The sequence below is a fragment of the Roseibium porphyridii genome (genome assembly GCF_026191725.2).
GTDB classification, from domain to species: Bacteria; Pseudomonadota; Alphaproteobacteria; order Rhizobiales; family Stappiaceae; genus Roseibium; species Roseibium porphyridii.
On record NZ_CP120863.1, the window covers coordinates 1975319 to 1988208 of the forward strand.

Below are 12890 nucleotides of genomic sequence, written 5' to 3' on the forward strand. Positions count from 1 at the left end.
GTAAATTGGACGTCGTTCACATTCGTATTGCTAATGGTCACCAGGGCGTTATTTGCCATTGAACACCGATTTCGGTTCTCTTCAGGGCAAACAGGAGCCTGAGAATGAATATATTGAAAAAGCGCAGCTGGGCGATTCCCGAGCGCGAAGCGACGCCGGAACATGTCTTCCTGAACCGTCGGCAGATCCTTGCAGGTCTGGCCGGTAGCGGCGCTCTGCTGGGCACAGGTCTCGGACTACGTCCGGCCTTTGCTGAAGAAGACCCAAGTGCGGGCCTCTATCCAGTGAAGCGTAACCCAGCCTTCACACTTGATCGCGACCTGACTGATGAGGAAGACGCGTCCACTTACAACAACTTTTACGAATTCGGCTCACACAAGCAGATCTGGCAGGCCGCGCAGGAACTCCAGATCCGGCCGTGGACGGTCACGCTAGATGGTCTTGTCGACAATCCGCAGATCGTGGATATCGACAAGCTCCTGAGTCAGATGCCACTCGAAGAGCGGCTTTACCGTCATCGTTGCGTGGAAGCCTGGTCGATGGCCGTGCCTTGGTCGGGATTTGAGCTTTCCGAACTGGTGAAGCTGGCCAGTCCCAAATCAAATGCGAAATACCTTCGATTTGAAACCTTCCTTGATCCCTCGGTCGCGAGTGGACAAAAACAGTCCTGGTATCCGTGGCCTTATGTTGAAGGCCTGACGCTGGAAGAGGCCACCAATGAACTGGCCTTCATGGCGACGGGCGTTTACGGCAAACCGCTCGCGAAACAATTCGGAGCGCCGATCCGTCTGGTCACACCATGGAAATACGGTTTCAAGTGTATCAAGTCCGTCGTGCGCATCACCTTCACGGAAGAGCGGCCTGTCAGTTTCTGGGAAGAAATTCAGCCCAAAGAATACGGCTTCTGGGCCAATGTGAATCCTTCGGTTCCGCACCGCCGTTGGCCACAGGACTCCGAGCGTTTGCTTGGGACGGATCAACGCCGACAGACACTTCTTTACAACGGCTATGAAGAACAGGTTGCCGGGATCTACAAGAACATGACGGGCGAATTGCTGTTCATGTAAATGCAGATCGGTGCATTGTGCGCTGCAATATAGTATAGGCAAAAAAAGAGCCGGGTCTTTAAGGACCCGGCAGTTTGTTTTGATTCACTGAAAACAGTAGAATCACCTTCCAGAGGGGAACAGCTGGTCTGGACATCACTGGGAGGAGGACGTGACGCCCGCGTGACCAACAGTACTGCTTATATGCAGTGCACAAGCTGCATAAACAAGAGGCAGCCGCGCAGATCTGCTATGCATTTTTCGCAGGGCTGATGTCCGGAAAATTCGTTTCCGATTTAAACTCAGTAAATTCAACGCTTTAGAAGGCCTGTTTTGAACCCGAATACTGCATTCAAGTTCGAATTTTGTATAAAATTATTTTTGGACAAAGCGGATTTTTATGGCCATTTCCTCAGAGAGCCCTGAACGAGGTGCTCAAATTCTGCACCCTTGTAGCCTGAATTACGAGCAGTTCAGGGGCGAGCTGACAGAGGCGAGGGGGCCAGCAGGACGCTTGCCAGGTCAATAAACCCAATTCTCGGCGTTGGTCAGCAAGAATTCACGAAACGCTGTGACACGCGCCGTGTTCTTGAGTTCCGAAGGATAAACGAAATACGTGTCGAATGACGGCACCTTGTCTTCTTCTTCCGTGATCACCGGAACCATGTTGGACGCATGATCGATGATATAGTCCGGCAGCATTGCGATGCCGACGCCTGATTGAACGGCTCGCTTGATGGCAACCAGATTGTTCACCTTGAGCGCTGAGCGACGCGGATCAGTCGAGCTTCGACCGGCGGTCTCCAGCCAATTCATGGATCGCAAATAGGCTGGTGCCTGTTCGCCAAACGTGATGATACGGTGGTTGTCGATGTCTTCGATCGTGGACGGTGCGCCAAAGCGGTGCAGATATTCCGGCGCGGCGAAAACGTGAAAGTGCACGGTGAAGAGTTTGCGCTGGATCAGATCCGGCTGAGTGGGCTGGCGCAGCCGGATAGCGACATCTGCCTCACGCATACCAAGATCAAGCTCGTCATCGTCAAAAATCAGATGCAGGTCAACGTCTGGGTATAGATCGATGAAGTTCTTGATGCGTGACGTGAGCCAGGTGGACCCCAGACCTACCGTCGTGGTGACGCGCAGTGCTCCTGAAGGTTTTTCCTTGCTGTCGGTCAGGCTTGTCTGAACCGCTTCGAGTTTCATCAACACATCTGATGCGGTCCGGTAGAGCAGCTCCCCTTGTTCCGTCAGCAAAAGACCGCGTGCGTGGCGATGAAAGAGCGGGACGCCGAGATCCTGCTCAAGCGCACTGACTTGCCGGCTGACGGCGGACTGGCTCATGTGCAGGCTGTCGCCGGCATGAGTGAAGCTGCCAGCCTGAGCGGCCGCATGAAAAATTCGCAGTTTGTCCCAATCCATGCGTGCCCCTCCACAGGACGTAGCGGGCCCGGCAGTTTCGGGCCCGACGGCGGGCTATTCAGCCGCCTGTTGGGTGGTTTCGATCTCGTGTTCGGCCAAAAATTTCTCCGCTTCAAGCGCTGCCATGCAGCCCATACCGGCGGCGGTTACGGCCTGGCGATAGATGTCGTCCGTTACATCACCGGCTGCATAGACACCCGGGATAGAGGTCTTTGTCGAGTCCGGTGCCGTTTCCAGGTAGCCGTTGGGCTTCAGCCCAAGCTGATCCTTGAAGAGTTCCACGGAAGGTGCATGACCGATGGCAATGAAAACACCGTCAGCGGAGATTTCCTGAGTGCTGCCGCTCTGGGTGTTCTTGAGACGCACGCCGGTTACGGCCTTCGGTTCGCCTCCACCCAGTATTTCATCAACCTGATGGTCCCAAATCACTTCGATTTTCGGGTTCTTGAACAGACGATCCTGAAGGATCTTTTCCGCGCGCAGATTGTCTCTGCGGTGAACAAGGGTCACCTTGGACGCAAGATTTGCCAGGTAGAGCGCTTCTTCAACTGCCGTGTTGCCACCGCCAACAACCACGACTTCCTTGTTGCGGTAGAAGAAGCCGTCGCATGTCGCACATGCCGAAACGCCAGCCCCCATATAGTCCTGTTCCGACGGCAGCCCGAGCCAGCGTGCTTGCGCCCCGGTGGCGATAACAAGCGTATCGGCGGTGAAGACAGTACCGCTGTCGGCCTCCAGGCGGAAAGGACGCTGGGACAGGTCAGCCTTGGTGATTGTGTCGTAGACAATCTTCGTGCCGACATTTTCAGCTTGCTTTTGCATCTGTTCCATCAGCCAAGGGCCCATCACGGGATCGGCAAAACCAGGGTAGTTTTCAACGTCCGTTGTGATGGTCAGCTGTCCGCCTGGCTGAATGCCAGCGACAAGCGTCGGCTCGATCATTGCGCGCGCGGCATAAATGGCAGCCGTATATCCGGCCGGCCCGGAGCCGATGATCAGAAGTTTGCTGTGTTCTGTGCTCATGGTCGCCCCTTTGTCCTGTTCAAGTGTTCTTGCCTGGCGGCGAAAAATCAGTCTGCCGGCTCGTTGTTGTCATTCCGTCGCAGTGCCGCGTAATCGGCAAGGATGCGTTCGGCAATAACGGGCGTGGCATCTATCGGCTCGTAGGTAGTGGTTTTCAGCGCACCTGGAAAGGGGTGAATCGCACCCAGTCGCTGCAAAGTCCCCAAAAACCGGGTGATTTTTGCGTGACCACCGCCTGGATGAAAGACATGGATGGGTTTGCCGGTGGCGGTTGCTTCACCGATCATGTTGGTGGAGTCGGCTGTGGCAACGATCGCATCGGCCTTCGCCAGAAAAGTCCCATAGGGGTTCGGAGGTTCGCCCGTCCAATAAAGATGTCCCCCGGACTTGGCGAGACTGGCAAGCCCATAGGCCAGACCCGGTGGCGTACGCCGGGAGGCGGTGATCATCAGACTGGCGCCCTGATGGGCAATTTCCCGCAAACCGGTCAGGAGGACGTTCTGGTCGTCTTCGCTGAAGGTGTGATGTCGGCTGTCGCCACCGATCAGCACTGCGACTCGCGGCGTGGCGAGTTTGTCTATTTCCGGCGACTTTTGCGCTCTCAATTCATCCAGTTTGGATACAGAAAAGCGGTGTGGAGACGTCGGTGTTACGAGAACATTGCGACCACGTAGCGCGTCATGCTCCGGGACCCAGATCAAGTCTGCGCTGTCAGGTCCGGTCCGAGGGTCCTTCAAGAAAACCGTGAATGTGTGTCCTTTGGAGCGCCGCTTGATACGCCGAAGGTAAGCCACAGCCCTGCGGCCGGACGCAATAGCCAAATCCGGATAGGGAGGCGCGATCGGGCTCCCTGGCCTCTTCTCCCACTCACGAGGATCAGTCGGACCAAATGGCAGCCACCAGGAAAAGGGCGGACGTGGACAAATTGTGCGGGTTTCGAAGGGAACGCAAAGGGCTTCGGCAACACCTGCACATTGCGCAAGATCACCGGCCTTGCCGTCGGTGAGAACCCAAATCGAGGATGGGGAAATCTCCGGCATGGTTCGCATTGTCGGGAGGGGTTCCCCTATCGTAATCTTTCGAAATCGTGCGCAATTTTGTTATAGTCTTGCACAAACGCGCAAAAAATCATACTCCGGCACAAGGACAGATACGTTAGCGCGGGACGGTTCGCGCCCGCAAGACGCCAACGCGCCCCGGGTGAATCATCCACATCTTGGTCCATCCCGGACGACCCAAGGCGGAGCTAAAAGGAGACGGATTTGAAAGCGCGGCTCGATGCCATTGACTGGCAGATCCTGAAAGAATTGCAAGCGGACGGGCGAATGACCAACGTGGAGTTGGCGCGGCGCGTCGGCATATCCGCTCCACCGTGTTTACGCCGGGTGAGGGCGCTCGAAGAGGCCGGACTGATTCTCGGATATAGGACGCTGCTGGATGAAAAGCAGCTAGGCTACGACGTCACCGCTTTTGCCATGGTGGGTTTGCATAGCCAGACTGAGGCCGATCTGATCGCATTTGAGGAAACAGTCCAGAAGTGGCCGCTCGTGCGAGAGAGCTACATGTTGTCCGGCGAGGTTGATTTCCTGTTGAAATGTGTCGCGCCAGACCTGCAGACGTTCCAGAATTTCGTCATCCGGGAACTGACGGCAGCTCCAAATGTCGACAGCGTGCGTACGGCCCTGACAATCCGTCGGACCAAAGATGAGCCTGTCGTACCAATCGATTGAATTTTACCTGAGGCCGGTCAGTCCTGCCGGTCACCGATGTTGCTGAGGCGCTTGCGCAAGCGGCCCATGACCGAAATATCCCTGAGAGCGGTTGCCACCAGCGTGAAGGCAACGCTGAGAAGTGCACAGGTGGTCAGGATGGCGATCGGCAGCCATTGATCGTAGTGGAATGTGTTCAATGCCTGGTCAACCGGCTCCAGGCCGGAATAAAGACGCCCGCGCATGGTGTCGCGGAAGGTGCCAAGTTCCAGGGATCCTTGCTTGAAATAGCGAAGGCCGAGGACCAGAAGTATCACCGACATGGCAAGCGCTACCAGAAAGCCGAAAACACGCAGGGCAAATCCAAACGAATTCTCGTGCCTGCGCTTGATCAAGCGTTTGAATGCCAGTCTCTCGCGACCAGTCAGCTTGGAGAACGCAAACCAGCGATAGGCCCACAATGGAACCGAGATCACCAGCAACCATACGCCAATTGCATGAAAGACCATCACTTGCTCTCCGACACGTGCCGGTTGCTACTTTAGCGATAGACCGGCAGGCGTCAAAGGGTAAAGCGGTAGAAAAGTTGCTTGAAAATGAGTTGCTTGCGAAGCTCTGGTCTACATGAACCTGACTTCGACGATCTCATAGGAGCGAGCACCGCCGGGAGCTGCGACTTCAACACTGTCGCCAACCGACTTGCCGATCAAAGCGCGCGCGATGGGAGACGAAATCGAGACCTTGTTGTGCTTCACGTCGGATTCGACGTCGCCAACGATCATGTATTTCTTTTCTTCTTCCGTGTCCTCGTCGATCAGGGAAACGGTCGCACCGAATTTGACGATCTCGCCGTCAAGTTTGGTCACGTCGATAACCTCGGCACGGGACAGCTTGTCTTCCAGTTCCGCAATGCGGCCTTCGTTCAGGCTCTGTGCTTCTTTGGCTGCATGGTATTCTGCGTTTTCCGACAGGTCGCCATGTGCGCGTGCTTCAGCAATGGCATCAACGATGCGCGGACGCTCAACCGTGGTACGTTCCTTCAGCTCATCCTGAAGCATTTTGTAACCGGCAGAGGTCATCGGAACTTTTTCCATGGGTCTCAGACCTTCAGCTTATTGGGTCCTCTTCTCATCTCTTCTTAAAGGACCGCGCTTCTACAAAAACAAACCAAGCCGGGAAAGGCGCGCTTTCCCGGCCGGTCAACGAGTATAATAGCCTCAGCCGAAGTAGGATTGTAAAGGTCTTACTTCAAGGCTCCCCGCCTTGTGGGCGGTTATTCCCTTGGCGGCAGCAACGGAACCCGAAAGCGTCGTGTAATACGGCACTTTATTCAGGAGAGCTGCGCGGCGCATCGACCGGCTGTCGGCAATCGCCTGCGCACCTTCCGTGGTGTTAAAGACGAGTTGAACTTCACCGTTCTTGATAGCATCGACGATATGTGGTCGGCCTTCAAGCACCTTGTTGATCTTCTTCACCGCAATGCCATTTGCTTCGAGATATTTCTGTGTGCCACCTGTGGCAATGATGTTGAAGCCAGCAGCTTCGAGGCTGCGGACAGCATCCACGACACCAGCTTTGTCGTCGTCGCGCATGGAGATGAAGACGGTGCCATTTCCCGGCACGCCTGTGCCGCTGCCAAGCTGTGCTTTGGCAAATGCCTGTCCGAAGGCCGTGTCGAGGCCCATGACCTCACCGGTGGAGCGCATTTCCGGACCAAGAATGGTGTCGACACCCGGGAAACGCGCGAACGGGAACACAGCTTCCTTGACCGCGATGTGATCGAGTTTTGCCTCGGAGAGGCCGAATGATGCCAGGCTCTCACCAGCCATGACCCGGCTGGCGATCTTGGCAATGGGCTCACCGATGGTCTTGGCGACAAAGGGTACCGTTCGCGATGCGCGAGGGTTCACTTCAAGGACGTAGATTTCATCGCCTCTGATCGCGAACTGCACATTCATCAATCCACCGACTTCAAGCGCCAGGGCCAATGCCGTTGTCTGGCGCTTCAGCTCGTCGATGAGCTCTTGTTTCAAGGAGAAAGCAGGAAGAGAGCAGGCGCTGTCACCAGAGTGAATGCCGGCTTCCTCGATGTGTTCCATGATGCCGCAAACAAAGACGTCCTTGCCGTCGCAAAGCGCGTCGACATCAACCTCGATCGCACCGTCCAGATAGCGGTCGAACAAGAGGGGGTTGGTGCCCAGCACCGTATTGATCTGACCGGTCTTGTCGTTCGGATACTTGGCCCGAACTTCAGCCGGAACCAGTTCGGGCAAGGTGCCGAGCAGGTATGAATTGAGCGCTTCTTCGTCGCGAATGATCTGCATGGCGCGGCCACCAAGAACATAGGATGGGCGTACGACCAATGGCAGACCGAGCTGCCCTGCAATCAGACGGCCCTGTTCGACCGAGTAGGCAATACCGTTTTCCGGCTGTTTCAGGTCCAATTTGATCAAGAGCTTCTGGAAGCGGTCCCGATCTTCGGCCAGATCGATCATATCGGGAGAGGTACCGAGGATCGGCACGTTGGCCTTAACCAGCGACTGAGCCAGCTTGAGTGGTGTCTGACCACCGAACTGAACAATAACGCCGTGTAGCGTACCGTTCTCCTGCTCGCGGCGTATGATCTCCAAGACATCTTCTGACGTCAGCGGCTCGAAATAGAGCCTGTCGGAGGTATCATAGTCCGTGGACACGGTCTCCGGATTGCAATTGACCATGATGGTCTCATACCCGGCGTCATCAAGCGCAAAGGCGGCATGACAGCAGCAATAGTCAAATTCAATGCCCTGTCCGATCCGGTTCGGTCCGCCACCCAAAATGACGACTTTCTTCCGATCGGACGGGTCGGATTCACAGGCCGGTTTGCCCATGAAAGGGGTTTCATAGGTCGAATACATGTAAGCGGTCGGGGAAGCGAATTCGGCTGCGCAAGTGTCGATGCGCTTATAGACCGGATGCACGTTCAGTTGCTGCCGCAACTTAACGATATCGTCTGCCTCAAGCCCTGCAAGGCTCGCCAGTCTTGCGTCCGAAAAGCCCATTGATTTGAGCTTGCGCAAGTTTGCCGCATCTTTCGGCAGACCGATGTTGCGCACTTTTGCTTCCATCGCCAGGATGTCGGCCATCTGTTCCAGGAACCAGGTGCTGATCCCGCTTGCCTGATGTGCTTCTTCCACGCTCATACCAAGACGCATGGCTTGAGCGACGTTCAAAAGGCGTGTCGGGGTCGCGGTTGAAACCGCGGCCCGAAGTGCATTGCGGTCGTCGCCCTGGTCAAGACCGGGGATTTCGGTTTCGTCGAGACCATTCAGGCCGGTTTCCAGACCACGAAGAGCTTTCTGAAGACTTTCATTGAAGGTCCGGCCGATGGCCATCACTTCGCCGACCGACTTCATTGCAGTGGTCAAGGTCGGGACAGACCCGGGGAATTTTTCGAAAGCAAAACGCGGGATCTTGGTGACGACATAGTCGATCGTCGGCTCGAAGGATGCAGGCGTGGCACCACCTGTAATGTCGTTTTCAAGTTCATCCAGGGTATAGCCGACCGCCAGCTTGGCGGCGATTTTCGCAATCGGGAAACCTGTTGCCTTGGAGGCAAGTGCAGACGAACGTGAAACCCTCGGGTTCATCTCGATCACCACCAGACGGCCGTTTTCGGGATTGACGGCGAACTGCACGTTCGACCCCCCCGTTTCCACACCGATCTCGCGCAGAACTGCGATCGAGGCATCGCGCATGATCTGGTATTCTTTGTCCGTCAGCGTCAGTGCCGGTGCAACGGTGATTGAATCTCCAGTGTGAACTCCCATTGGATCGACGTTTTCAATCGAGCAAATGATGATGCAGTTATCCGCTTTGTCGCGGACCACTTCCATCTCATATTCCTTCCAACCGAGCAGGCTTTCATCGATCAGGACCTGGCCAACAGGCGAGGCGTCGATGCCCGAGCGAACGATTGTCTCGTATTCTTCCCGGTTATAGGCAACGCCGCCACCGGTGCCGCCGAGTGTGAATGCCGGACGAATGATGGCTGGCAAACCGATTTCGTCTAGCGCACGCATGGCTTCCAGATATCCGGCGTTGCGGTCATATCCGGTGATCTTGCCGTCTTCTCCTCGAATGGCGGGTGACGATGCGATGGATGCACGCGGGTTTTCAAGACCGATCACATCCATGGCGGCCCTGAACTTTTCTCGGTCTTCGGCCTTTTCAATGACATCGGCACGGGCGCCGATCATCTCCACCCCGAATTTTTCAAGGACCCCCATTTCCTCAAGATCCAGCGCACAGTTGAGTGCGGTTTGCCCACCCATGGTTGGCAGGAGTGCGTCCGGGCGCTCTTTTTCGATGATCTTGGCCACAAGGTCTGGTGTGATCGGCTCAATATATGTGGCGTCGGCAAGATCGGGATCAGTCATGATCGTCGCCGGGTTCGAGTTCACCAGAATAATGCGATACCCTTCCTCTCGCAGCGCCTTGCAGGCCTGCGTGCCGGAATAGTCGAATTCGCAGGCCTGACCGATAACAATCGGACCGGCACCTATGATCAGTATGGAAGAGATATCAGTGCGTTTGGGCATCTCGGCTCGCAGCTCGCAGCGGCCAGTCCGGATAACGTCGCCGTTATTCGGTCGGGCTCTATCATGAGGTGAATGACAATGTTGGCTGAGCGCGTCTTATAGGGAAAAGAACGACGGTATGGAACCCCGGCAGGGTATCATTCAGACGTTTTCTGCGTCCAAATTGCAGGTTTAATCGGTCTCTTTGCTTTCAGCGGGCAAGGGAGCGGTGCTTTGACCGTCAAAGTCACCAATTCCTTCGGACAAGGCATAGCAAGCGAGTCGGATTGATTTCGGGATTTCTACCGGACGGCCGTCCCGGTTACCCTTTTCATAGTACTGGATCATGCGCTTCTTCAGACCGAGCCTGTCGGCAGCGTCCTTTTGCTTCAGTCCCAGGGTGCGCCGCCAGATGCGAAACTGCTGGGGGGTCATGCCTTGCACAGGATTTTTTGATTTTGATTCGGCCATATTACCAATGTTCCGGAATATCTTCGTTCCGTACGGGCTTCGTCAGCAGCCAGCGTGCTGACAAATAAGACAAAAATAACCTGGACGCGTTCTTGTCAATCGGGAAGTGCACAATGTGCTCTTTTTTGTGCGACGAATGCGCCATCACCACTTGAAATTTGAACAGACGGACAAATATTAGCGGCGCGAAGGGTTAGATTCGTACGCTAGACAAGAACGGAATTCCGCTCAGTTTGTGTGTATGACTTTCAGTTTCGTTGAGATATGCACGTTAAGCGTGCAATGTGGGTGTGAAAGATTGCCTCACAGCAGGCGGTTAGAATTCAGATTGATCGCGAGTTTTCTAGATAATATTTAAAGACTAGCGACGTCATGTAATAATTGTCAGGGTTAAGGTAAAGAAAACAAAGTATTTTTTGACCTCAATCTGCCGTGGGGTTAGGGAAAATCGTTGTGGAAATCGCGACTGAAGATTACTCTATTTATTAGTGCCAGATTATCGATAATTAATATTTATACCCTGAAATCAAATTCCATCAGGAACTATTTATTCAAAGTTGTATGTCCTTTCTGCATTTATTGAAGTTTTAGTTTTCAAAAAGCTGAAACTTGCGCGGAAAGTAGTCAATAATTCCAATTTTACTGTAGATTTTATCTGTCATTCTGTTGTATTAGACTAGTGCTTAGTCTCCTAGGAGTCTGATGTTGGGAGCTTCTGAACCGGTAAGCCACGCTTTCCGGCAACAGGAGCTTTAAGTGTAGTGTCAGTGGGACCTGGCGGACCGATGGTGGGACCGGAAAACCAGGGGCGTTACATGACCCAATCAGGCCTGGAACAAAAAGGACAAGATCGGGCTTAATAGAATGAACAATGTAGCTACCAAGATGGTCGTTGTTCCGGACATCGCTGGTCCGGGGCAGGACGTGGTAATTGAAGATCGCTCACTTGCGATCTCCGAAATGTCAGAACGCTTCAATGTCACGCTGCGCACACTGCGTTTTTATGAAGAAAAAGGTCTGCTGAACCCCGTGCGCAAAGGTGCGCGCCGGTTTTACGGGCCGCGTGATGTGTCACGCATGCGTGTCATTCTTCAGGCGAAGAAAATCGGATTGACCCTCGCTGAAATCCGCAGGGTGATCAAGCTGGTTGAAGGAAACTCCAAACGCGAAGATCAGTTCAAGGAACTTCAAGAGATCTGTAAAGGCCAGCAGGAAATTCTGCTGGAACAGAAGCAGATGCTTGATGATCAGATCGCAGAGGTTGACCAGATCCTCACGGTGTTCGACGAACTCGTTCACTAACTGGTTTCGATTCAAAAAAAACCCGGCAAGCTTGCTTGCCGGGTTTTTTCGTTTTGAGTGTCGGTTCTTGTGTCTCTTTTCGACACCTGACTAAGCCGGTTCGGTTTCTCTTGCCTTCATCAGATCCGTAAACCGCTTGAACAAATAGTGGCTGTCGCGGGGCCCCGGAGAGGCTTCCGGGTGATACTGCACGGAAAAGACCGGCTTGTCCTTCATTGCCAACCCGCAATTCGAGCCATCGAATAGCGAGACATGCGTCTGCTGGACATTGTCAGGCAGGCTTTCAGCGTCGACTGCAAAGCCGTGGTTCATAGATGTTATCTCGACCTTTCCGGTTGTGTGATCGAAGACCGGATGGTTGGCGCCGTGATGGCCCTGGTGCATTTTCAGGGTTTGCCCGCCAAGCGCCAGCGCAAGCATCTGGTGTCCCAGGCAAATGCCAAAAGTCGGGACACCCGTGTCGACGACTTTCTTGATCGTCTTGACGGCATACGTACCCGTTGCGGCCGGATCACCCGGACCATTTGACAGGAAAACACCATCCGGTCGATGTGCGAGCACATCTTCTGCCGATGCTGTTGCCGGCAAAACAGTCACTTCGCATCCGGCATCGGTCAACAACCGCAAAATATTGCGCTTAATTCCGAAATCAATCGCAACGACCTTGAATTTGCCTTCGGTTGTTTCGCCAAATCCTTCATCCCAGTGCCAGGTGGTTTGCGACCAGGGGTGCGACTGGGTTGTCGAAGCGTCCTTTGCGAGATCCATACCGACAAGGCCGGGCCAGTTCGACGCAGCTGTTTTCAGCGCGTCTCTGTCGAATTTGCCGTCCGGGGAATGAGCGATAACCCCGTTGGGCACACCCTTTTCCCGAATGAGAGCGGTCAGTGCACGTGTGTCCACACCGCATATCCCGATCATGTTGCGGCTTTTCAGCCAAGCATCCAGATGGCGCGCAGCCCGATAATTGTTTGGGTCGGTGACCTCTGCCGCAAGTACCACGCCACGGATACCGCTGTCGGCAGCCATGTTGACGGTCTCGATATCCTCGTCATTCGTCCCGACGTTACCTATATGAGGGAACGTGAAGGTTATGATCTGTCCGGAGTAGGACGGGTCGGTCAGGATTTCCTGGTAGCCGGTCATGGCGGTGTTGAAGCAGATTTCACCAACGGCCTGTCCCGTGGCGCCAAGGCCTACACCCTCGATGATGCTGCCGTCGGCGAGCACAAGAAGGGCGGTCGCCGGGGTCTCGGACCATGCGTCTGCAGTCGTCATGTCTTGTTTCCAGGTCTTGTTGGTGACATCATGCGCTGCAGGAAAGGCGTCTGAAGCGGGAAAAAGGACCCGCGCTAGGCCGT

At 54.7% G+C, this 12890-nt stretch carries 11 protein-coding genes; 3 read left to right on the forward strand and 8 right to left on the reverse strand.

Annotation, left to right across the window (positions count from 1 at the left end; all coding sequences use genetic code 11):
• Positions 1-104: 104 nt before the first annotated feature.
• Entirely contained in the window at positions 105-1067 is a 963-nt protein-coding gene (gene msrP / locus K1718_RS09145) for a protein-methionine-sulfoxide reductase catalytic subunit MsrP (RefSeq protein ID WP_265683979.1), read from the forward strand.
• 501 nt (positions 1068-1568) lie between these two features.
• Here the strand turns inward: msrP and K1718_RS09150 are convergent.
• Genes K1718_RS09150 through K1718_RS09160 form a run of 3 tightly spaced genes read right to left on the reverse strand, consistent with a single transcriptional unit; the run spans position 1569 to position 4537 of the window.
• A complete protein-coding gene (locus K1718_RS09150) occupies positions 1569-2465 on the reverse strand; it encodes a LysR family transcriptional regulator (RefSeq protein ID WP_152500635.1) in 897 nt (298 codons plus the stop codon).
• A gap of 54 nt (positions 2466-2519) precedes the next feature.
• The gene (trxB, locus tag K1718_RS09155) at positions 2520-3488 is read right to left on the reverse strand and encodes a thioredoxin-disulfide reductase (protein ID WP_152500636.1); all 969 of its coding nucleotides are present in this window, start codon (positions 3486-3488) and stop codon (positions 2520-2522) included.
• A 47-nt stretch (positions 3489-3535) separates the two neighbouring features.
• A complete protein-coding gene (locus K1718_RS09160; RefSeq protein WP_265683980.1) occupies positions 3536-4537 on the reverse strand; it encodes a mitochondrial fission ELM1 family protein in 1002 nt (333 codons plus the stop codon).
• Between the two features lie 213 nt (positions 4538-4750).
• On the opposite strand from K1718_RS09160, the gene K1718_RS09165 reads away from it, so the two are divergent.
• Positions 4751-5218: an Lrp/AsnC family transcriptional regulator gene (locus K1718_RS09165; protein WP_152500637.1), complete on the forward strand. Its 468-nt coding sequence runs from the start codon at positions 4751-4753 to the stop codon at positions 5216-5218.
• 17 nt (positions 5219-5235) lie between these two features.
• Here the strand turns inward: K1718_RS09165 and K1718_RS09170 are convergent, their stop codons facing one another.
• The 4 genes from K1718_RS09170 to K1718_RS09185 all read right to left on the reverse strand — a co-directional run bounded on the left by K1718_RS09170 (position 5236) and on the right by K1718_RS09185 (position 10191).
• Entirely contained in the window at positions 5236-5706 is a 471-nt protein-coding gene (locus K1718_RS09170) for a hypothetical protein (RefSeq protein WP_265683982.1), read from the reverse strand.
• 111 nt (positions 5707-5817) lie between these two features.
• Positions 5818-6291, reverse strand: coding sequence for a transcription elongation factor GreA (gene greA / locus K1718_RS09175; RefSeq protein ID WP_152500639.1), 474 nt, complete (start codon positions 6289-6291; stop codon positions 5818-5820).
• A 123-nt stretch (positions 6292-6414) separates the two neighbouring features.
• Positions 6415-9777: a carbamoyl-phosphate synthase large subunit gene (carB, locus tag K1718_RS09180; RefSeq protein WP_265683984.1), complete on the reverse strand. Its 3363-nt coding sequence runs from the start codon at positions 9775-9777 to the stop codon at positions 6415-6417.
• A 171-nt stretch (positions 9778-9948) separates the two neighbouring features.
• Positions 9949-10191, reverse strand: coding sequence for a helix-turn-helix domain-containing protein (locus K1718_RS09185; protein WP_173005937.1), 243 nt, complete (start codon positions 10189-10191; stop codon positions 9949-9951).
• 900 nt (positions 10192-11091) lie between these two features.
• Here K1718_RS09185 and K1718_RS09190 point away from each other — a divergent pair.
• The gene (locus tag K1718_RS09190; protein WP_265683987.1) at positions 11092-11529 is read left to right on the forward strand and encodes a MerR family transcriptional regulator; all 438 of its coding nucleotides are present in this window, start codon (positions 11092-11094) and stop codon (positions 11527-11529) included.
• Positions 11530-11619: 90 nt separating this feature from the next.
• Here K1718_RS09190 and carA read toward each other — a convergent pair whose 3' ends face one another.
• The gene (gene carA, locus K1718_RS09195) at positions 11620-12807 is read right to left on the reverse strand and encodes a glutamine-hydrolyzing carbamoyl-phosphate synthase small subunit (RefSeq protein WP_265683988.1); all 1188 of its coding nucleotides are present in this window, start codon (positions 12805-12807) and stop codon (positions 11620-11622) included.
• Between the last annotated feature and the right edge of the window lie 83 nt (positions 12808-12890).

Excerpts from the sequence above, each read along its gene's own strand:
- K1718_RS09170 (WP_265683982.1), bottom strand. The coding sequence starts at position 5,706 with ATGGTCTTTCATGCAATTGGCGTATGGTTGCTGGTGATCTCGGTTCCA.
- K1718_RS09190 (WP_265683987.1), top strand. The coding sequence starts at position 11,092 with ATGAACAATGTAGCTACCAAGATGGTCGTTGTTCCGGACATCGCTGGT.
- K1718_RS09160 (WP_265683980.1), bottom strand. The coding sequence starts at position 4,537 with ATGCGAACCATGCCGGAGATTTCCCCATCCTCGATTTGGGTTCTCACC.
- greA (WP_152500639.1), bottom strand. The coding sequence starts at position 6,291 with ATGGAAAAAGTTCCGATGACCTCTGCCGGTTACAAAATGCTTCAGGAT.
- K1718_RS09185 (WP_173005937.1), bottom strand. The coding sequence starts at position 10,191 with ATGACCCCCCAGCAGTTTCGCATCTGGCGGCGCACCCTGGGACTGAAG.
- carA (WP_265683988.1), bottom strand. The coding sequence starts at position 12,807 with ATGACGACTGCAGACGCATGGTCCGAGACCCCGGCGACCGCCCTTCTT.
- msrP (WP_265683979.1), top strand. The coding sequence starts at position 105 with ATGAATATATTGAAAAAGCGCAGCTGGGCGATTCCCGAGCGCGAAGCG.
- K1718_RS09150 (WP_152500635.1), bottom strand. The coding sequence starts at position 2,465 with ATGGATTGGGACAAACTGCGAATTTTTCATGCGGCCGCTCAGGCTGGC.
- trxB (WP_152500636.1), bottom strand. The coding sequence starts at position 3,488 with ATGAGCACAGAACACAGCAAACTTCTGATCATCGGCTCCGGGCCGGCC.
- carB (WP_265683984.1), bottom strand. The coding sequence starts at position 9,777 with ATGCCCAAACGCACTGATATCTCTTCCATACTGATCATAGGTGCCGGT.